At 52.4% G+C, this 19,106-nt stretch carries 19 protein-coding genes and 1 tRNA gene; 9 read left to right on the top strand and 11 right to left on the bottom strand.

Going from position 1 to position 19,106, the window contains the following annotated elements; all coding sequences use genetic code 11:
* Window positions 1-22: 22 nt before the first annotated feature.
* From xseB to IPM28_06115, 5 genes are all read right to left on the bottom strand, one after another.
* Window positions 23-247 carry an exodeoxyribonuclease VII small subunit gene (gene xseB, locus IPM28_06095; GenBank protein MBK9172561.1) on the bottom strand — a complete coding sequence of 75 codons (225 nt, stop codon included), beginning with the start codon at window positions 245-247 and terminating at the stop codon, window positions 23-25.
* 81 nt (window positions 248-328) lie between these two features.
* Complete coding sequence (locus IPM28_06100) at window positions 329-997, bottom strand: hypothetical protein (GenBank protein MBK9172562.1); 669 nt, start codon at window positions 995-997, stop codon at window positions 329-331.
* 14 nt (window positions 998-1,011) lie between these two features.
* Window positions 1,012-2,406 carry an exodeoxyribonuclease VII large subunit gene (locus IPM28_06105; protein ID MBK9172563.1) on the bottom strand — a complete coding sequence of 465 codons (1,395 nt, stop codon included), beginning with the start codon at window positions 2,404-2,406 and terminating at the stop codon, window positions 1,012-1,014.
* 141 nt (window positions 2,407-2,547) lie between these two features.
* Window positions 2,548-2,784 carry a hypothetical protein gene (locus IPM28_06110; protein ID MBK9172564.1) on the bottom strand — a complete coding sequence of 79 codons (237 nt, stop codon included), beginning with the start codon at window positions 2,782-2,784 and terminating at the stop codon, window positions 2,548-2,550.
* A 296-nt stretch (window positions 2,785-3,080) separates the two neighbouring features.
* Complete coding sequence (locus IPM28_06115) at window positions 3,081-3,266, bottom strand: hypothetical protein (GenBank protein MBK9172565.1); 186 nt, start codon at window positions 3,264-3,266, stop codon at window positions 3,081-3,083.
* 209 nt (window positions 3,267-3,475) lie between these two features.
* Between IPM28_06115 and IPM28_06120 the strand changes: the two genes are divergently transcribed.
* Window positions 3,476-4,210, top strand: a complete 735-nt coding sequence (locus IPM28_06120; GenBank protein ID MBK9172566.1) for a Crp/Fnr family transcriptional regulator — start codon at window positions 3,476-3,478, stop codon at window positions 4,208-4,210.
* A 416-nt stretch (window positions 4,211-4,626) separates the two neighbouring features.
* Window positions 4,627-5,331: a hypothetical protein gene (locus IPM28_06125; protein ID MBK9172567.1), complete on the top strand. Its 705-nt coding sequence runs from the start codon at window positions 4,627-4,629 to the stop codon at window positions 5,329-5,331.
* Between the two features lie 189 nt (window positions 5,332-5,520).
* On the opposite strand, the gene IPM28_06130 is transcribed toward IPM28_06125, so the two are convergent.
* Window positions 5,521-7,329 carry a VWA domain-containing protein gene (locus IPM28_06130; GenBank protein MBK9172568.1) on the bottom strand — a complete coding sequence of 603 codons (1,809 nt, stop codon included), beginning with the start codon at window positions 7,327-7,329 and terminating at the stop codon, window positions 5,521-5,523.
* Window positions 7,263-9,545 (bottom strand): serine/threonine protein kinase, encoded by a 2,283-nt coding sequence (locus IPM28_06135; GenBank protein MBK9172569.1) that lies wholly within the window; start codon window positions 9,543-9,545, stop codon window positions 7,263-7,265. Before IPM28_06135 ends, IPM28_06130 begins: the two co-directional genes overlap by 67 nt.
* A gap of 322 nt (window positions 9,546-9,867) precedes the next feature.
* Here IPM28_06135 and recA point away from each other — a divergent pair, with 322 nt between their 5' ends.
* Complete coding sequence (gene recA, locus IPM28_06140) at window positions 9,868-10,878, top strand: recombinase RecA (protein ID MBK9172570.1); 1,011 nt, start codon at window positions 9,868-9,870, stop codon at window positions 10,876-10,878.
* A gap of 63 nt (window positions 10,879-10,941) precedes the next feature.
* Here recA and IPM28_06145 read toward each other — a convergent pair whose 3' ends face one another.
* Window positions 10,942-11,322 (bottom strand): hypothetical protein, encoded by a 381-nt coding sequence (locus tag IPM28_06145; protein ID MBK9172571.1) that lies wholly within the window; start codon window positions 11,320-11,322, stop codon window positions 10,942-10,944.
* Window positions 11,323-11,686: 364 nt separating this feature from the next.
* Between IPM28_06145 and IPM28_06150 the strand changes: the two genes are divergently transcribed.
* Window positions 11,687-11,762, top strand: a tRNA-Phe gene (locus tag IPM28_06150).
* Between the two features lie 619 nt (window positions 11,763-12,381).
* Here the strand turns inward: IPM28_06150 and IPM28_06155 are convergent.
* Window positions 12,382-12,900, bottom strand: coding sequence for an ATPase (locus IPM28_06155; GenBank protein MBK9172572.1), 519 nt, complete (start codon window positions 12,898-12,900; stop codon window positions 12,382-12,384).
* Between the two features lie 235 nt (window positions 12,901-13,135).
* Here IPM28_06155 and IPM28_06160 point away from each other — a divergent pair, with 235 nt between their 5' ends.
* The 4 genes from IPM28_06160 to IPM28_06175 all read left to right on the top strand — a co-directional run bounded on the left by IPM28_06160 (window position 13,136) and on the right by IPM28_06175 (window position 17,026).
* On the top strand, window positions 13,136-14,263 hold the full coding sequence (locus tag IPM28_06160) for a replication-associated recombination protein A (protein MBK9172573.1): 1,128 nt from the start codon (window positions 13,136-13,138) through the stop codon (window positions 14,261-14,263).
* Window positions 14,264-14,343: 80 nt separating this feature from the next.
* Window positions 14,344-15,168, top strand: a complete 825-nt coding sequence (locus IPM28_06165) for a creatininase family protein (protein ID MBK9172574.1) — start codon at window positions 14,344-14,346, stop codon at window positions 15,166-15,168.
* 130 nt (window positions 15,169-15,298) lie between these two features.
* Window positions 15,299-15,901 carry a TetR/AcrR family transcriptional regulator gene (locus IPM28_06170; GenBank protein MBK9172575.1) on the top strand — a complete coding sequence of 201 codons (603 nt, stop codon included), beginning with the start codon at window positions 15,299-15,301 and terminating at the stop codon, window positions 15,899-15,901.
* A 21-nt stretch (window positions 15,902-15,922) separates the two neighbouring features.
* Window positions 15,923-17,026, top strand: a complete 1,104-nt coding sequence (locus tag IPM28_06175; protein MBK9172576.1) for a S41 family peptidase — start codon at window positions 15,923-15,925, stop codon at window positions 17,024-17,026.
* Between the two features lie 68 nt (window positions 17,027-17,094).
* On the opposite strand, the gene IPM28_06180 is transcribed toward IPM28_06175, so the two are convergent.
* A complete protein-coding gene (locus tag IPM28_06180; GenBank protein ID MBK9172577.1) occupies window positions 17,095-17,553 on the bottom strand; it encodes a hypothetical protein in 459 nt (152 codons plus the stop codon).
* A 278-nt stretch (window positions 17,554-17,831) separates the two neighbouring features.
* Here IPM28_06180 and IPM28_06185 point away from each other — a divergent pair, with 278 nt between their 5' ends.
* On the top strand, window positions 17,832-18,503 hold the full coding sequence (locus IPM28_06185) for an ATP-binding protein (protein ID MBK9172578.1): 672 nt from the start codon (window positions 17,832-17,834) through the stop codon (window positions 18,501-18,503).
* On the opposite strand, the gene IPM28_06190 is transcribed toward IPM28_06185, so the two are convergent.
* Complete coding sequence (locus IPM28_06190; protein MBK9172579.1) at window positions 18,473-19,105, bottom strand: sulfoxide reductase heme-binding subunit YedZ; 633 nt, start codon at window positions 19,103-19,105, stop codon at window positions 18,473-18,475. The genes IPM28_06185 and IPM28_06190 overlap by 31 nt on opposite strands.
* Between the last annotated feature and the right edge of the window lies 1 nt (window position 19,106).

The raw sequence follows: 19,106 nt of genomic DNA on the forward strand, positions 1-19,106 counted from the left end.
AAGTTCGCCTGGCGGAGCGGCCTTATTCGTCAACCGCTATCTCCTCGAGCCCGATATCGCCATTCGCATCTTTCATCAAAACCTCTATCCGTCTTTCGGCCTTCATCAGACGTTCACGACAATCACGAGACAGCTTAATGCCCTTTTCAAATAGCTCGAGGCTTTCTTCGAGCGGCATGTCGCCGTCTTCGAGTTTTTTCACAATTGCCTCGAGTTGGTCCAACGATTCTTCGAAAGTTTTTGCCATAATCTCTTTATTTTCTTAGTAGTTCGAAAACTGACATACCCCTCACGACCAACGCGGCTCCGGACGTATGTTTCGCTTTGTTTACTCAAAGATCTTTTCGGCCTCTCGGATCATGTCCTTAAAGTCGCCAATGCCGAGTTCATTTGCCGCTTGCCTTAGATCGCCCTTCGAAGCTGCTCCGATGATCTGCTGGCCGATGGCCTGAGCCACGCGCGTTGCAAGCTGCGCGTCACGAATACCGACGATCTGCCACCTGGAGCCGACGCGTCTCATCCTGACCTCAAATGAATGTCGCGGCAGTTTCGATCTTATGGTCGCGTCCTCGCCATCTACGACGATATCGAGGTACCGATCGGCTCCGATCACCATCGCTGCAAACGGCACACCCTCGAATCGCGCGGTCTCTTTCCTTATGAGGTTCGGCAGTTCGCTTCGTGCCCTCTCGCGTATCGCAGGCATTAACGGAGCTGCGACCGAGGTGATGCGTGAAACCAATGAGGGCGGGAGACCGCGACCGTAGAGTTCGACCGCCTTTTCGATAATCTGCGGCACAAAATCGTCGACCATTGCGTCGGAATCCACCAATTCGTCTACGATCGGCTGATCGCCGCGACGAGCCGCATCGATCAAAAGCGCGAGCGAATACTGCGGTGTCGCCTTTAGCCGCTGCCAATAGAGATAGCTGCCGACGCCGCATCCCGACGCAACAAAGCCAAGAACGATCGCAATGATCAGGAGTCTTTTTCTCAAATAACTCACCCTACTCACCCGACTTCGTGAACCTCGGTAACTGTCGCTCCTAGTTCACCGATGGCGAGCCGTATCCGGACCTCATCACCGGACGCAACCCGGGCAGCGTCCCGAATTATCGACCCATCTTTTGCTTGTGTGATCGAATAACCGCGCTCCAACACTTTCAGCGGCGACATCGAATCGAGCCGTGCCATAGCATTCTCGAGCATTTGATGCCTGCGTCGGGTAAGCTCGCTGCCTGCCGTTATCGTCCTCTGATCGATCACCCCGAGCCGACGCTTGTTCTCACCAACTTTACTGGCGAGGCCGACGGGCGAGAGCCGAATAGCAACCTCACGGAGTTTTTCGAGCGATTTGTGCAGCTGCGATCCTACCGAATCTTCAGCGATCGAGATGAGCTCATCAATGCGATAACGCCTTTCACGCAAGCTCGATGGGAATTCGGCGAATACGGGGGCCATCGCCAGCGCCTGCACCTCTGTTCGCGCGACGAGCATCCGCATATTCATCGAGCGGACAAGTTCGGCTGACGATCGCCGCAATTGTTCGACCACCTCAGCTTCAGCCCTGGCGACGATCTCAGCGGCCGCCGATGGTGTCGGGGCACGAAGGTCCGCGACAAAATCTGCGATCGTGAAATCGACCTCGTGGCCGACAGCCGAGATAACGGGAATACGTGAACCGCGGATCGCGCGAGCAACCTGTTCCTCGTTAAATGCCCACAGGTCTTCCGCAGAACCGCCGCCGCGCCCGACGATAAGCACGTCTATACTGGTCGAATCGTCGGCCTGTTCGTTGAACTGATTGGCGAGGCTGATAGCTTCGGCGATCTGCTCGCCCGCCCGTTCACCCTGAACCAGCGTCGGCACGATCACAACGCCTATTGATCGCGCGCGTCGCTCAAGCACAGTCAGGATATCCTGAAGGGCAGCTCCGGTCGGCGAAGTCACCACCCCGATCCGACGCGGAAAGGCAGGTAACGGACGCTTCAGCTCGTTGTCAAACAAGCCTTCGGCGGCAAGTTTGGCCTTGATCTGCTCGAACGCAACTGAGAGAGCACCTTCGCCGACCGGTTCAAGCGATTCGACAATGATCTGGTATTCGCCGCGTGCTTCATAGGTCGTGACACGTCCGCGCACGCGAACAAGCAGGCCGTTTGAAGGCTTGAAGCGTACGCGAAAATTCTGCCCCTTAAAACAGACCGCCTTTAGGATCGAGTCACCGTCGGTCAACGAAAAATACCAGTGGCCCGAAGTAGCAGAGTGAAAATTAGTGATCTCGCCCTCGACCCAAACATTGGAGAATTGGCGCTCAAGGGCGCCTTTGATGTCGGAATTCAGTTCCGATACGGTCAAGGGCTCTCGCGGATCTTCAGCGAACAAAGCTGCAAACAAGGGATCGTCCATTCGGACAAGATTGTAACACGCCAGTACTGCGGATCGATCGCGGTCAGCTCAGTTGTTCAGTGACCAGTGGTGTATTGCGGCGGGATAGTGTCATCTGAGTTTTCGGACTTAGAGACAAAGGCAGCACTCGACGATAAAACCCTAGTCGGTTTCACTACGATCTTCGCGCCAGGCAACGATCGCGGCCTGAGAATACAGGTTCTCGGCAAGCTCATTCCGGCGCCGTTCGTCGATCCAATCGTTCACGACGTTCTCGCGGTCGCGTTTGAGTTCCCGCTCGTTTAGACGCGGAACCGTCCTTATCGGAACCACGCCAAGTGCGTCGGACTTTGGTCTTTTGAAAATCCTTATTTGTCTCGGCCGTTTGGATGTCACCATGATAGGTTTGTTGGAACAAAAAATGAAGGACGGTTTTTACTAGTTGAAAACCGTCCTTCCATCGCAGCTTTCGCTGCCAGTTACCGACAGCTGTTCTCTTTCGATCGCGGCCGCCCCTTGTTATCAAAAGTTGAGATCCCTAACTAGCCCCCCGAAATTCGAATGTCCCCGTATGAAGGATATTTAGAGAACACCCGTTGGCCCACTTTGATCTCTTACTTGAAAGGAAGTTTATCGTAGCTAGGAGCGGGCTTCCGTGCGCTTTCACACACACAAAGGTCTATGTGAAAAAAAATTCATTCCGCGACCTCTCGATGAGCGAACAGTCTAAGTAAGCCGTTGATCGCAAGATACAGAAGGCCACAGACAATAAGCGCGAAGACGATCGTCGGTACGAGCGTAAAGCTACCTTCGACCTCTGATCTGGCCTCATCCTTTATATCTTCGAAATTCAATGTCATCTGCGCTTGGTCTTGAGCCATTTTGTTGTCCCCCAACCATTCAACCGGTCCTCGATTCAAACGGCCAACCGTTGTCTTAGCCGTTTGATGCACGCCGATATCTTCGGGTCTTTGCGGCCCGTTTCAGATCGAATAACGACCGATTGTGCGATTTCGCACTTGAAATTGTGATATACTCTGCGAACACGGACATCAGATCTGTTAGATAAGGACGCAACGCAAGTTGACTTATGAATACATCGGCTCACCAGGACAGCGCCCGGATGAATCATTTGCTCGCCGCTCTGCCTAAAGACGAATTCACCAGGTTAGAACCGCTGCTGGAACCCGTTTCGCTTGAACTTGGACAGGTGATCTACGAATCCGGCGAAAAGCTAGACCACAAATATTTTCCGACAACCGCAATAATCTCGCTGCTTTACATAATGGAAAACGGGTCGACCGCCGAGATCGGAATGTCAGGTAACGACGGACTTGTCGGGATCGCCTTGTATATGGGCGGCAGTACGACACCGAGCCGGGCGGTGGTCCAAAGCGCAGGCAATTCTTTCAGGCTTCGGTCAAAGGATCTCAACGACGAATTTAGCCTTGGCGGGACGTTTCAAAAGGTCTTGCTCCGTTATACCCAATCGCTAATGACCCAGATCTCGCAGACCGCGGTTTGCAACCGACTGCATTCGGTGCAGAAACAGCTGTGCCGATGGCTGCTGATCAATCACGACCTTCTTCAGACAAACAAATTGATAATGACCCACGACCTCATCGCCAATATGCTCGGCGTCCGCCGCGAAGGGGTTTCGATCGCAGCTGGGCAACTGCAGGAGTTGGGACTAATAAGTTACGTGCGAGGCACAATAACCATACTCGACCGTGACGGCCTGCTTGCCAACGCTTGCGAATGCTACCAGGTGGTGAAGGATGAATACGACCGCCTGTTAGGAACCTACATCTCAAGAAACCGCTAACGGAACAATTCTTTCACCGCCGCGAAAATCGCAGCAAAATTCCATCCGTGTGAATTCACACCGACCGAAACGGGGCGTGGCGTTATCCTGTTCCTTCGATTGGATCAACAAACGAGCGAATTCGGACAGCGAAATGCCTGGAATCGGCAGATCCTCGAACGACAGTGATTGTTCAGGTGATCGTACTTCTTACCATACAAGGGAAATGCAGACGGTATGAGCCATGTTTAGGCCGGTAGCCAACATCGATTTGAATGGTTTGTTAGCGAAAAGGACTCTGGCACGGTAATTGACATGTGAATAGCGGAAATTGATTACTGCTGCAATATCAATCCTTTACAAATCTTGATGCAAAACGGAATTCATACGGAATGCCGATGCGGCTTAAGAACAAGGGGCAGGGATAGGAGTACAAAGTGAAATTATTTAATCTTAAAACAGTTGCGGCTATGACCGCTTTTGGTTTGGTCGGCCTAATTGGAACGACCGAAACGGCAAACGCTCAGGGCGGTCGTAGAAACGATGACAGACAAGAACGAAGGGATGACCAGCAGCGGAGAAAGAACGAACGTGCTGAAGCAAAGGCCGAACAGCAGCGTATCGCTCTGGAACGTCAGCGTCAGGCTTATTGGAACAATCAGAACTCACGCATTCGTGCCGAACAGCAGCGTCGGGCTCAGTGGAACAACCGTAACCGTTCAAACGGCGGCGTGATCTTTACAAACACCAACGGCGACCGAAATGGCCGCTATCGCATTTACCGCAATGGTTCGTATTACAACACGAATTACCGCGGCGCCGAATTGCTTCAACAGGCTGTTAACCAGGGCTACCAGCAGGGTTTTCAGGCCGGACGCAACGACCGAAACAATCGCAGAAATGTGAGCTGGACCAATTCGAATGTCTATCGCACGGGCAACTACGGTTACCAGAATGCGGTAAGCCAAAGCCAGTATCGCTACTATTTCCAACAGGGGTTCCAGCGTGGATACCAGGACGGATCAAACAGCCGATATCAGGATGGCTATAATGGCCAGTATGAATACGGCTACTATGACAACGGTCAGGTAAACATTCTTGGTACGATTCTTGGCGCGATCCTCGATATCAGAAGTTACTAAGGCCTCACAACTCCCTCACCAACAGCCTCGGATCCACGTCCGGGGCTTTTTTGTTGGGAGTTGTCCGGTTTTCCCGCGGACCGCCAAGCGGATCAGATACGAACCAACAATTGTCCGGCGCCCGTAAGACCGAAACAGGTCATGACGTTGACCGAATGTCTTAGCTTTACGAAGTCTCAAGATAGGAGCTCAATTACCGGCAGGAACGACCGGGCCTAATTGAACAAAGGCATTCGGCCTTTTAACTTTGATACGCAGTCGCGGCGAAGCCGAACGGCTTCCGCTTATGTCCGAAAGCTCCGAACGATAGGTGATATCGTAGGCAGTTCGAAGCTGAACAACGATGTCCTGATACGCAGTATTGATCTGCGAAAGCTGTGAGATCGGATAATAGACGCCGCCCGAGACCTTTGCGAGCCGTTCGCCTTCGCCGTTCGCTTTCGAGGTCAGCGTCAAATGGCGATTTCGAAGTGGATCGATGTCTCGAAAGCCATTCGCAGCCGATGCGGCGATAAGCGACGACGGCACATAAAGCGGATAGATCAAGGCACCGCTTTCCTCGATAGCACCGATCAGCGAATCGAATGCGAGGAAAGAACGGTTGTCGTCGCCATCGGTCAAAACAACTATTGCCGTTCGATCGCCCTTCAATGGCCGCAGGCTCTCAGAGATCGCATAGCCGAGCGCGTCATAATACGCCGTTGCGCCGCCCGCATCGAACGTATCGAGGCTCTCAGACAGCAGCCGTTTATCGGTCGTGAACCCGGCAAGCACTTTAACGTCCTCGCCGAACAGCACGATCGAAATACGGTCTTTTTCGTCAACGGTGTTTACAAATTCGCGAGCCGCTTTTCGGATGAACGTCACGTAGTTCTCAATACTCCCCGAAACATCGAGCAGCAATACGAGGTTCACCGGAGCCTGCACCGGTCTTACAGAGATGATCTCGCGCGGCCGATTGTCCTCAAGCACTTCAAAATCCGATGTCCGAAGCCCGGCAAGCGCGCGGTTTTGCTGGTCGGTAATGGTTACGGTCGCCCGCATCGTCACACCGGCAGATCGGGAGGACGGCCCGGGAGAGAATGCAAGCTCCGGTTCGCGCTTCAACGGTGGCAGCGTTCGTGCATAATCGCCAAAGAACTTTGGAGCAGCTCGTCTGATGGCATCCATCATCACCGTGTCACCGCTGCGAATTATAGCTTTTGCAGCTTCGGTCAGCGGACGTTCTCGCAGATCGCCAGTGACCTCGTTCGGCGGAACATTGATGAGTACGATGCCGCGCGCAGTTGTGAAGTTGAGAATGACTTCACGCGAGATCTCGTCGTCTTGTTTCGGGGTCTCGCCGGTGTCGACTTGAGTCTCTGTTGCCGTTGTCTCATTTCCAATGTGATTGCCTTTTATCTCAAATCGGCCCGCAGCCCGTTCCTTAACTTTCTCGAGCTCAAAATCCGAAACAAAACGTGGGCGTGACGCGGTCCATAGCATTGAATAGCGTATGTTCTCGACCGGAACATCGACGGCGATCGTTCCGGTTTCAGTTCGCGCCGTGATGCTCTCAAAATTACCGACGACCATGACCTCTCCCTCGCCGGTGGTCAGACCCAGTCGTGATCGTTCTGAAACGTTCAGCCTCAGGTCTATTCGCTTTCGTGAACTTGCAGGTTTGACCTCGACACGCAATCGGCCAGGTGTCGATACGATAGTCACCTCATTCTCCGCCAAAGTGGCGGTCGATACCGCAGTCAGGCTGCCCTTCGCTGCGTCACCTGCGATTGCGGTTACATCGATCCGACCGAAAAGATTGACCACCTCGATCGTTTGTCCTTTCCCGATCGAGATCTCGCGATCTAATGTCTGTCCGCAAACAGCAAAAGCAGCCGCTGCGAAAGAGACGGTCAGTACGAGAAAAGAAATAGGATGTGCGGGTTTTGTCACGGCTTGCTTGCGCCCGAAACACGGCCCGACTGGATCAGCCGCTGCCGTACACGTTCCTGCCATTTTTTTCGGGGCCGGTCGGTCTCTTCAAACTTCGCGAGCAGATCTTGAAGCGATTCGCCGCCTGCTTGCCTGGTTTTCAAATAAAGCAAAGCAACGATGATAGCGGTGATCGAGGTCACGACGATCTGGAGCGGGAGCAGAAGGATCTGAAGCAATGACTCGAGTATCGCCTTTCGAAGTTTCCCTTTCATGTCCTTTTCATCACCCGTCACTCTGATCGTGCGATTGTTGATGGTGAAATCGACAGATCGCGGTGTTTCAACGGGCCTTGCAGGCGAAACTGTCTCAGCTGGCGGATCGGCGGCGCCCTGTTCAACGATCTCGATCTTTTCGGCCTGGGTTTCCAATGCCCTTGCCGTAATGTTCACGACGAACGAGATCGTTCCGGCCGAAACAGCGGGTATGAGAAACATTATCGCCACTGCAGCTACCGAAGTTGCGAGCGAACGCTTGACGAGATCTTTTGACCGCTTCAGCGCCTGGCGGCCGCGAAGGTTCTCCATCATCACCACCGGACCGACCAATGTCCAAAGAACCGTGGTAACAAAGAAACCGATGCCGCACGTCACAGCCCCAATCACAAGCGTAAGCACCGTACTGAGTATGCCGGTTCCCGCGAACGTCCGCCATTTCTTGCGAGCCTCACTCAAAGCCGGACGCAGTTTGATCGGCCTTAATGGGACCGCCATCGATTGGGTGACGATCCAGGTTATGGTACCGATGATCAAGTAGGCACAAAATCCGGTCAAAAAGTACATCACTGAGCCCGTAATGCCCATCGTGATGTTCGCTGTCGTCGTTCCTATCGACTCGTTCACCTTTAGAAAACTGAGAGTAATAAGGACCGCTGTGAAAAGGATCATCGGCACGTGAAATACAAGCGAGAGCAGCAGGAACTTACTTATGTGCTCGGTGTAGATCATTCCGGCGCGTCTCAGCAGCCCGAATATACCCTCGGAACGAGAACGCAGGATCGTCGCAAACGCCTCGGCTGACTGCGGCCGCTCGTCTGGATCTTTCGCAAGAGCAGAAACGATCACGCGCTTTAGCTTCTTACGGACCTTCTTTACCTTAAGCGGAGGTGGGGGAAGTTCCTTGTGAGCCTCCATTACCTTCGTGAAATCGCCTGTGAACGGCGTTTTGCCGGATAACATCTGATATGCGATCACACCAAGGCTGTAGACGTCAGAGCGAGCATCCAGGTGTTCGCCGCGACACTGCTCAGGCGACATGTAAAGCGGCGTCCCGAGAACGGCACCGACACGGGTAAGAGCCTTGGTCGCGATCGATCGGTCGCCTGTGATCGTCTTCACGCGTTCACGGCTCGCTTCGGGATCCGCAACTCTTTCGTCCGTTATCAATCGTGTCCCGATCGTTTCCGGATCTGGCTTGCCGGCAGCTTCGCCGTCGACCGACGATGGGTCAACGATCGTTTCTGATTCGGATGATACAAATGATCCGGCAACCGTGCCGGTTTGCATTATTCGGGTGGGCGAAATACTGTCGTGGATCTCTGTAAGATGCCCGGCATCGGCGACTGTTAGATTCGAACCGCCGATAAATGTTGGGGCGGCAGTAATATGAATATCATTTTGACCGTCTCCGCCAATTGATTGCGTTTCAAGCTTTGCAATACCAAAATCGAGGACCTTAACTGTATAACCGCCGCGCTGATTTGGTTCGAGCCAAATGTTGTCGGGTTTCAGGTCACGGTGAATTATCCCCTGCTCATGAGCCTCCTGCACGGCCGAGCAGACTTGTTCTAGAATATCGAGCGTCCATGCGACCGGAAGGTTATTTTCTTCGTCAAGTATCTCGCCAAGAGTGCAGCCATCGAGATACTCCATCACCAAATACGCGACCTGACCCTGCTCGGTCTCCGCGAATCCAAAGTCCGTCACGTCAACCACGTTAGGATGACGCAGTCTTCCGGCGGCTCGGGCCTCGCGTCGAAACCGTTCCACGAATTCGGGCCTTTCCATGAACTGTGGGGCGATGATCTTTACAGCGACCGGACGTTCGGTACCTAGATGAGTCGCAAGATAAACGGTACCCATACCGCCGCGGCCTAATTCGCGCTCGATACGATATTTGTCATCCAAAGTCTGTCCGTACACTTTTGAAGCCTGCATTTCGAGGAATCCGCCCGACCCGATGTAGTACGCGATACGCTGCCGCCTTGTTCTGCGAGGATCGCAAACCGCAGCACGAGACATCCGAGTAATCGATATTATAGATTATTAACACGAAGCAACAAATTAATGCGGACCATGATCATTCTGAGGTAGATCACTAGCGATCAAAACCGAACTCGACCTCCTGACCTGATCGCGGCCTCTGAAGTAATGAAGCTGGGTTCTTTGCAACCAAGGTTCCGAAAACCCTTGCGAAATTCGCAAAATTCGTTTAATTTTTCCGGGTAACCTAACAATTTGAGTCTGAAAGCGTATCATACGTGCAACAGTATTTCATTTTGTTGCATTTATGTGGTAATCTTTTCAAAGACAAAATCTCAAAGTACACGGAGAACCCACCAAAATGAGCCTTGATAAAGGAAAAGCGATCGAATCAGCATTGCTGCAGATCGAAAAGAAGTTCGGAAAAGGATCGATAATGCGTCTCGGCGAAAAGCCGCATGAGGAGATCGGAGCGATCTCGACCAACTGTTTGAGCCTGGATGCGGCTATCGGCGTCGGCGGCCTGCCAAGAGGCCGAATAGTTGAGATCTATGGCCCTGAAAGCTCGGGCAAAACGACCCTCGCCCTACAGGTCGTTGCTTCGGCCCAGCGGGCCGGCGGCATTGCGGCCTACATCGATGCCGAGCACGCTATGGATCCGGAATACGCGGGCAAACTTGGGGTCAATATCGATGATCTTCTTATTTCTCAACCCGACTCGGGTGAGCAGGCGCTTGAGATCGCCGAAACTCTGGTACGTTCGAACAGCGTTGATGTGATCGTCATCGATTCTGTCGCTGCCCTTGTACCGAGAGCCGAACTCGACGGCGAAATGGGAGACTCGCTTCCCGGCTTGCAGGCAAGGCTGATGTCGCAGGCATTACGGAAGATAACCGCGATCGTTGCAAATTCGCGAACCACATTCATTTTCATTAATCAACTTCGCGAGAAGATCGGCGTCTTCTTTGGATCTCCGGAAACAACTACGGGCGGTAAGGCTCTGAAGTTCTATGCAAGTGTCCGTCTCGATATTCGCCGGATCGGCGCGATCAAAGACGGCGACAAAATGGTCGGGAACAGGACCCGCGTAAAGGTAGTCAAGAACAAGGTCGCCCCGCCGTTTCGGGAGTGTGAGTTCGACATTATGTATGGCGAGGGAATCTCGCGTGAAGGCGACCTGATCGATCTCGCTTCGAACAACAATGTCGTAGAAAAGAGCGGGGCATGGTTCTCATACAAAGGCGAACGCCTCGGACAAGGGCGCGAAAACGTCAAAAACCTCCTTAAGGAGAACGCTGAACTCCGAGAAAGGATCGAACAAGATGTGAAGATCGCTCTCGGCTTTGTAAAGGTCGAGGCGGCACCCGCATGATCTAGAAAACAAAAAGGCGGCCCGATCCAGAGCCGCCTTTAATGATTTTCCGCTACAGACTTTTTATGGCCTGTTGACCGGCCCAGGCATCTTGCGCTCATTCGGACGAGTGTTGGCTGGCGGCGGCGGTACGTTCGCATTTGGCCTTACTTGATTCATCTGACGTCGCAGCGTTTCAGCGTCCGGGATCCCGGGCGTCGGTGTGGCTCCGGGCTTCAAAGGTTTATTGATATTCGCCGGGTCGGGAATGCCGGGGGTCGGGGTTGCTCCTTTTGGAACGGCGTTGATGGCATTCGCGGGCGGAATTCCGGGGGTCGAATTTCCCGATGGCTGTATCGGTTGGGGCGAAAGCCCGGGCGGAAGATTTCCCGGATCGAGGTTTGACGGCCGATTAGAATCGCCCGAACGGTTCGAATTAGTATCGGCCGCAGACCCACACGCCATTACAATAAAAGTAAGGCAAAGCAAGAAAAGAAAGGAAAGGGATCTCAACATAGCTTTTTCTATCGGACAGATCTTGGGATATCGAAATGAAAAGTCCGTCGTTTTACATACTTTGATGAAATTGTCGCCGGTCCGGCCGTTCGCAAGGCCGCTGCGCTTCCTCTATTCTTGTTGTATCGATTCCGATTTGTCAAAATTCGAGTGTCGTCAGACGTTCCCGCCATCGCTGCAGTTCACTTGCGGGTGTCATCGGTCTGTTCGATATACCAGATCCCGGCCTTCGATTCTTACCCACTGATTTGACAACGATATTTACCATACATAAACTTATGAATTCGCCCAATATCGGGCGTGAAGGCAAATCGGCCAGGTAGCTCAGTTGGTAGAGCAGCGGACTGAAAATCCGCGTGTCGGCGGTTCGATCCCGTCCCTGGCCACCACAAAACACGCAGATCATGGGTTGCCGTACGGCGGCCTTTTCTTTTGCGACCGATCGTGTCGCACGCTGTGTCCAACTTCGTGAATCGATCGCGTTCTAATCCGCGGCTCCATCCTCAATTCCTTCAAATAGTTTTATTGCCTTCCCCAGATTCGGCTTGAGAAAAACGGCACATGGTTTGCATTAGCCACGATGAAGGTTTCCGGGTTATGAACAAATGCAGCGAAGACCAAAACGGCAGCTCGATGGTCCAATGTGGGACCTTTTTGGAGGCAGCATGACAGGCTTAAGACAACAATTTGATGCGGATCGGTTCGAAGACCACGATGGATTTTCGGAACATCGGAGCGAGGAAAAACCATTCGAAATTGGATGCGAACGGTGCAACCGTTCGCTCTACGTCAGCGCAAGCCTTGGCGAAGATATCGCAAGTAACTTGAAGAATGGGTTTGAATCGGGCGTCATTTGCAACGCTTGCAGGAGTCTCGATGATGAACTCGCATTTCCGCAATGAGGCCGGCTCGGAGTCTCTCTGATTCAGCGCGCAATTATCGATCGTCCCCAACATCGCTGAACTTGGCCGACACGATCCTTCCGTCCGGTTCGTCCTGTTTAACGAACTAGTCGCGGTGCCACGTCACTCGTGCGACCTTGTTCTCATGCGAGAAATCGAAGGTAAGATCCCCTGCGTACGCGGCCGTCAATGCCTTTCCGATGCGCTGAACCAGGTGCTCGTCGGTTGTCTCGATCGAAATCTCCGAGTTATTTTCGCCAAATGAGATGATCGTCGAAAGCGGATTGTTCTTGTGTGCTTCGGTTGACTCATTCCGAATAAGATTTCGGATCTCCTCTCCGTGCTCCTGAAGGAAAACGCCGCTCACCTTCAAGTATCCGCCGGCTACCCCAGCGGCTTTTTGTTTGCATGCTGGGCAGGTTGTCACATTGGAAGGGTGCCATGATTCCGGGCCGAGTATCTCACGGACGCTCTCCTTCGCGACCCATCGACCGTGATCAAAGATCGAGCCGCACTTGTCACAGATCGCAGGTGATCTCATCTTGGCCTCACCACGATGCTCTCCGGAATCGTGGTCGACGCGTTTCGTAAAGGTCGCATTCGTATATCGTTTCGCGCTTTTCATCTTAAGATCTCCGTTTCTTCCATTGATCGGCAATTGTTACCGATCAACATTTGGTGCAATCCGCGTTCCGTAGCTCAAAGCTCGCTCGCCTTTATATCGTTCTGCGGCTTCTTCCAGAGACATACGTAAAATTACGCATTCCGCGAAAATCCTCGCATCGGTTTTTGCGGAGCGGCGCGGCACTGCAAGGTGTGGCAGCCTCGGAAATAACATATAATCAAAGTTCAAGAACTTTATGGAACCGCTTGCGAGCAGGATCAGACCGGTTGATCTGACCGAGTTTATCGGCCAGGAACATTTGGTCGGCGGCGGCAAGCCGCTACGGCTGGCGATCGAAAATCGGCACGTCTTCTCGTTCGTTCTATGGGGCACACCCGGCACCGGAAAGACCACCCTGGCCCGCATTTACGCTAAGGCGATAAACGCGGAATTTTTCGAACTGTCTGCGGTCTCTGCCGGCAAAGAGGATATCCGACGGATCGTTGCGTCTCGCCCGATCGGTGACCGGCCGAGGATCTTATTTCTGGACGAGATCCACCGCTTCAACAAGGCACAGCAGGATTTTCTTCTCCCGTTTGTTGAGAGCGGTGAGCTGGTGCTGATAGGAGCCACCACCGAGAATCCGAGTTTTGAAGTGATCCCGGCCCTGCTTTCGCGCTTGAGGGTGTTCGTCCTGAAAGAATTCGACGACGAACAGATGGCCTCAATAATCGATCGCACCGGTTTCAAGCTCGATGCTGAATCTAAGGACTGGCTTATCCGCATGGCAAATGGCGATGCGCGTCAGGCGATCACGATGATCGAAAATACGGCTCGTTTGTACGACGATATAACGGTATCGACGCTCCACGAAACGCTCCAGTCAACGTTTCTTCGTTATGATAAAAAAGGCGAAGAGCATTACAACGTAATCAGTGCGTTCATCAAATCGATGAGGGCGAGCCGGCCGAATGCGGCCCTCTACTACCTGGCGAGAATGCTCGAAGCCGGCGAAGACCCAAAATTCATCGCCCGCCGCATGGTCATTTTTGCGTCGGAAGACATCGGCCTCGCCCAGCCGACCGCGCTCGTGGTCGCAAACGCTGTGTTTCAGGCGGTCACGACCATCGGGATGCCAGAATGTGTGCATAATCTTGCGCACGGCGTAACCTATCTGGCAAATGCGGCGAAAGACAGAAGTTCGACAAATGCGTTCGGCAAAGCGGTCGAGGATGTTCGGACCTTTGGCAATCTTCCGGTTCCGATGGCGATCAGAAACGCTCCGACAAAATTAATGAAAGAACTTGGTTACGGAACGAAGAAGGACACCGAACCGGATGACCTAATGCCTGAGAAGCTCGCCGGGCGAACGTACATTGAATGAAGACCGATCGGCCAATAGATGGATTGCAATGCCAAGCAGCTGATCTTCCAAAAACACCCATTTATGGAGATACACTAAAAATGATCCGATTCACTTTAGCATTCTTGTTCTTTTCGGCCTCAGCACTCGCTACCTTCGCCCAAACCGAAAAAGACATAGTTTCAACCCGCGAAATGGGCAGAATTAACTGGATGGAGTTTCGCGACGTCATTCCGTCCAAGATCAACACGGTGATATTGCCGACCGGCACACTTGAACCTCACGGTGTGATAAACAATGGAGCTGACAACACGGCCCCGACCGCGATAGCAGCGTCGATCGCCCGTCGGACCAACTCGATGATCGCGCCGACCTTACCTTACGGGATCACCGGTTCGATGGAGGCTTATCCCGGCGCGTTTCAAATCAGCGAATCTGCCTATCGGCCCTTCGTGAAACAGATCCTTGAGGGTCTGGTGAAGAATGGGTTCAAGAACATCATCATTATGAATGGGCATGGTGGAGGCCAAACGGCAGTTCTCCAATCGGTCGCCGCGGAAGTAGCTATTGAACGAAAGGTCAGAACTCTCGTTATAAATTGGTGGTCATTCGCCTCCGACGAGACGAAAGAGGTCTTCGGGGAAGACGGCGGTCATGCAGGATGGAACGAAACCGCACTCATTCAGGCGATCGACCCGACGCTGGTCCATCCCGAAAAATACAAAATCGAGATGACGACGACATACCCGGCCTCGGGAACGTGGTCGGCGGTGCCCTTCCCTTCTTCGATCGGTCTTTACCAAAAGGGACAGGGCTATCCACAATTTGACCAAAAAAAGGCCGATACCTATTACCAGAGGGTAACCGACAAGGTCGCAAATCTGATCATTGACGTTGTCAAGAAGTGGGACATGGCGGGGCTTTGATAAAATTTCAAATTCCTGAAATTTCGGGAGCCTTGGATTTTTCGTCGTGATCCAAATTGTTTGAAACCTTTTGTATGATACACTCGTCTTTATTCCTGACCAGAATGCGATTTTGGTCATTATCCCGAATATGAAGGATTCTGCTGAACCAAAAACAACGCGTGACGCAATTCTCGATGCTACGGATCGATTACTCGCACGCAACGGCTACAAAAAGATGACGATAGACGACCTTGCTCGCGAGGTCGGGATCGGCAAGGGTAGTGTTTACCTGCATTTCAAGAGCAAGGAAGAGATCGCTTTGTCGCATATCGACCGCATTATCGAGCGACTAAAGCGCGACCTGCTCTCGATCGCTGAATCACGTGGAAGCTGCGATGACCGACTTAAGCGAATGTTGGTCGAGCGCGTCGTAGTTCGTTTCGATAGTGTCCAGCACTATACGCAAAGCCTGAATCAACTGCTTTCCCAACTTCGCCCGAGTCTCCTTGAACGCCGCAAGAAATACTTCGATGAAGAAGCGCGGCTTTTTGCAAGGGTTTTGGCTGAAGGCAAGGCTTCGGGCGAATTTGAACTAAAGGACCCGATGGAAACCGCAGCAACGCTCATGGACGCAACTAATGCCCTGCTTCCCTACAGTTTGAGCGTGAAGGAACTGGGTGAACGAAGCGAGATCGTGAAAAAAGCAAAAAATGTGGCAAATCTGGTTTTGGGCGGACTCCGGAAACGCTAGACCCAAGGAGACTAAAACTCAATGCAATACAAAAACCGCACATTTTTATCGTTTGCGTTAACAATAGGCATTCTTTTAACAGCCGCGACCGTCACGCCGGCCCAGCATTCCCAGGATGGATCTGTCGATTCGGCTACAAGGACAGCCGTGATCGACAATTTGATCAAGGAGTTGAATGACGGCTATGTCTTTCCGGATGTCGCAAGATCGATCGAGAGCCATCTTCGTAAGCGGCAGTCAGAGGGTGCCTATGATCCTGTGACATCTTCGCAGCTTTTCGCCCAAAGGCTAACCGAGGACGTTCAATCGATAAGCAAAGATAAACACCTTCGCGTCAGGTTTTATGCTCAGCCGCTCCCATTGCGGACAGAACAGGGTGAGCCGACCGAGGCCGAGCGTGAGCAAGGGCGAGCATACGCTCGTCGCATCAACTTCGGATTTGAAAAGATCGAGCGATTGAACGGCAACATCGGCTATATCGACCTTAGAGGCTTTAGCGATCACGTTGCCGGTGCGGAAACCGTTGCCGCGGCGATGACGTTTCTCGCAAACACAGATGCTCTGATTTTCGATCTGCGTCAAAACGGCGGCGGCAGCCCATTCATGGTAGCTCTGATCAGCTCATATCTTTTCGGCGATAAACCTGTTCATCTAAATAGCCTCTATTGGCGCAAGGGTGATCGCACCGATGATTTTTGGACCAAACCGGAAGCAGCCGCTCGTAAGTTTCCGAATAAGGACGTCTATATCCTGACGAGCAACCGAACATTTTCGGCGGCAGAAGAATTCACCTATAACCTCAAGAATCTGAAGCGTGCAACGGTCATCGGAGAGACAACGGGCGGCGGAGCGCATCCCGGCGGGCTCGAGAGGCTAAGCGATCATTTCGGTGCGTTCATCCCGACCGGACGGGCGATCAGCCCGATCACCAAAACTAACTGGGAAGGAACTGGTGTCGAACCAGATATCAAGGCCCCGAAAGAGCAGGCGCTAAAGATCGCCTATATGACAGCACTGAAAAAGTCCCTGGATCTGATGAAGGACGAGATGTTGAAGGGGCCCGTAAGGGGGATGATCGATCAATTGCAGAAAGAACTTGATGAGATGCGATCAAACAGGCAGTGATCGACTGAAAAATGAAAAGGCCGATTGGATCATTCCAACGGCCTTTTATATTTATTGATATTCGCGGATCATCGCTTCCAATAATTTCTGATCTTTAGGTCCAACATCGGGAACGCACAATATTCCACGGTTCGCCCTGATTCGCGCAACTTCTTGACCATAGGGATCGCAGCATCAGCATTTCTTGTGTGCACTATGACAGTTGCGGCCGCATGCAGATCGGGGCGTTCGTTGAGCCACTCCGCGATCGCAAAACCGGTCGAGGCAAAATCGTTATGATCGTTCGATTCGTAATGATGGGGCAAAAGGTCGTGATCGAGAAAAATAGCGTCAAATGCTCCGTTTTCCAGCTTTTCGCGAGCCTCCTCGACCGTTTCAGCGATCTCAAGTTCGTCGCCTGCAAACCTTTTTTCAAACCACTTGTGTCTCCGCCGATCGTCATCGAGAAGAAAAACGCTTATCGGCGCCCGCTCGGTCTTGGTTTCTGCTAATCCAAATCTAACAAGAAAGTCTCGAATAAAACCCATAAAATTAACCGGTTAACAACCCTGATTATACCATACGAGCATCGGGCGTGTTGATTCGTGAGGGCTGGCGGGTTGATGCTATAATTTCCCCACGCAGTACCGCTCTAGCGTTCGTGTCCGGTTCAGTGAGCTGCGAGTTCGACGATATGTCCAAGGTGAACCCGAAGAAACACAATTTTGCCGTAGTGTCCCACTCAGAACCTGTACTTCTCGATCCGGGACAGGGTCTTAGCGGTTCAGAAGACCCATCTGTGTGCCAACGATGTAATGGGTCCGGGATGGAGGTCGTGCCGGGCAAAGGAGCTCGGATCTGCGACTGTCAGAAGCGACAGAACGAAACTAATCCGTTCGAAAAAGTTCGTGTGCCGCGCCGCTATCTTTCGTGCCACTTCAACAGCTTCAAGCCCGAGCATCCATCACAGGCGGAAGCGGCGAGATTTGCCATGCAGTTCACGCAGGAATACCCTGCGGTCGACCGTGGATTATTGATAATGGGAAACGTCGGGGTAGGCAAGACCCATTTGGCCGTTTCGATCTTGAAAGGCCTTACCGAACGCGGGTTTTCGTGTCTCTTTTACGAGTTCGGCGCTCTTCTAAAGGAGATCCAGGATTCATACAACTCGAACACGCATACCTCTGAGCTTGGTGTCCTCGCTCCGGTGCTGAACGCCGAGATACTTGTTTTGGACGAACTTGGTGCGTCGAAACCGACTGATTGGGTCAAAGATACGATGGCCCATATCATTAACACGCGGTACAACGACAACAAATTTACGATTTTCACAACGAACTACTTAGACACCCGGCCTACCGATCGGGAAGAGACGCTCGAAGATCGGATTGGCGTAAGGCTGCGGTCGAGACTTTACGAAATGTGTCGGACCGTCGAGGTAAGCGGGAACGATTTTCGTCGGAAGATTCACTCGGGCCGCAGATCGACAGCCGTTTGATCTCTCAGCTTTTGGGCATTTGGCTTCGAAATGAACTTGATCACTCGATAGCCGAGAAGGACCGTCAGGACCAATGCAAAAAGAGCTGGATAGAAAATGTCAGATTTGACGATCATCCAGAAGTGGATCACCCCGAGCGTGGCGATCAGATAACTCAATTTATGCAGCTTTGCCCAGTTTTTCCCGCCCAATCGCTTGATCATCCCGTTCGTTGATGTTACCGCCAAGGGCACCATCAGAAGAAATGCGAGCATCCCGACGGCGATGAACGGCCGTTGCCATACGTCGCCCACGATCGCGATCAGATCGATGCTCTTGTCAAATACGCTGTACGTCACAAGATGAAGCACCCCGTAAAAGAAAGCATACAGGCCTAACATTCGACGATACTTAACTGCCCCGTTCCAATCGAATATTTTTCGGACAGGCGTCACAGACAGTGTTATCAGAAGGAAAACAAGCGTGAGCACACCGGTCGTTCGCAGAAAATATTCGATAGGGTTTGCACCCAACTGGCCGCGAAACCCGTCATAGCCCAGTAATGCCAATGGGATCAATGCATTTACAGATAAGATTATTTTGTTGAATTTTGCGTCGTGCACT

The organism is Chloracidobacterium sp. (assembly GCA_016716305.1).
GTDB lineage: Bacteria > Acidobacteriota > Blastocatellia > Pyrinomonadales > Pyrinomonadaceae > OLB17.

What these genes read in the sequence shown, in the direction of transcription:
- IPM28_06120 (MBK9172566.1), top strand. Translation starts at nt 3,476, where the DNA reads ATGAATACATCGGCTCACCAGGACAGCGCCCGGATGAATCATTTGCTC.
- IPM28_06155 (MBK9172572.1), bottom strand. Translation starts at nt 12,900, where the DNA reads ATGAAAAGCGCGAAACGATATACGAATGCGACCTTTACGAAACGCGTC.
- IPM28_06170 (MBK9172575.1), top strand. Translation starts at nt 15,299, where the DNA reads ATGAAGGATTCTGCTGAACCAAAAACAACGCGTGACGCAATTCTCGAT.
- IPM28_06165 (MBK9172574.1), top strand. Translation starts at nt 14,344, where the DNA reads ATGATCCGATTCACTTTAGCATTCTTGTTCTTTTCGGCCTCAGCACTC.
- IPM28_06175 (MBK9172576.1), top strand. Translation starts at nt 15,923, where the DNA reads ATGCAATACAAAAACCGCACATTTTTATCGTTTGCGTTAACAATAGGC.
- xseB (MBK9172561.1), bottom strand. Translation starts at nt 247, where the DNA reads ATGGCAAAAACTTTCGAAGAATCGTTGGACCAACTCGAGGCAATTGTG.
- IPM28_06105 (MBK9172563.1), bottom strand. Translation starts at nt 2,406, where the DNA reads ATGGACGATCCCTTGTTTGCAGCTTTGTTCGCTGAAGATCCGCGAGAG.
- IPM28_06110 (MBK9172564.1), bottom strand. Translation starts at nt 2,784, where the DNA reads ATGGTGACATCCAAACGGCCGAGACAAATAAGGATTTTCAAAAGACCA.
- IPM28_06145 (MBK9172571.1), bottom strand. Translation starts at nt 11,322, where the DNA reads ATGGCGTGTGGGTCTGCGGCCGATACTAATTCGAACCGTTCGGGCGAT.
- recA (MBK9172570.1), top strand. Translation starts at nt 9,868, where the DNA reads ATGAGCCTTGATAAAGGAAAAGCGATCGAATCAGCATTGCTGCAGATC.
- IPM28_06115 (MBK9172565.1), bottom strand. Translation starts at nt 3,266, where the DNA reads ATGGCTCAAGACCAAGCGCAGATGACATTGAATTTCGAAGATATAAAG.
- IPM28_06185 (MBK9172578.1), top strand. Translation starts at nt 17,832, where the DNA reads ATGGAGGTCGTGCCGGGCAAAGGAGCTCGGATCTGCGACTGTCAGAAG.
- IPM28_06160 (MBK9172573.1), top strand. Translation starts at nt 13,136, where the DNA reads ATGGAACCGCTTGCGAGCAGGATCAGACCGGTTGATCTGACCGAGTTT.
- IPM28_06135 (MBK9172569.1), bottom strand. Translation starts at nt 9,545, where the DNA reads ATGTCTCGTGCTGCGGTTTGCGATCCTCGCAGAACAAGGCGGCAGCGT.
- IPM28_06130 (MBK9172568.1), bottom strand. Translation starts at nt 7,329, where the DNA reads ATGGCAGGAACGTGTACGGCAGCGGCTGATCCAGTCGGGCCGTGTTTC.
- IPM28_06180 (MBK9172577.1), bottom strand. Translation starts at nt 17,553, where the DNA reads ATGGGTTTTATTCGAGACTTTCTTGTTAGATTTGGATTAGCAGAAACC.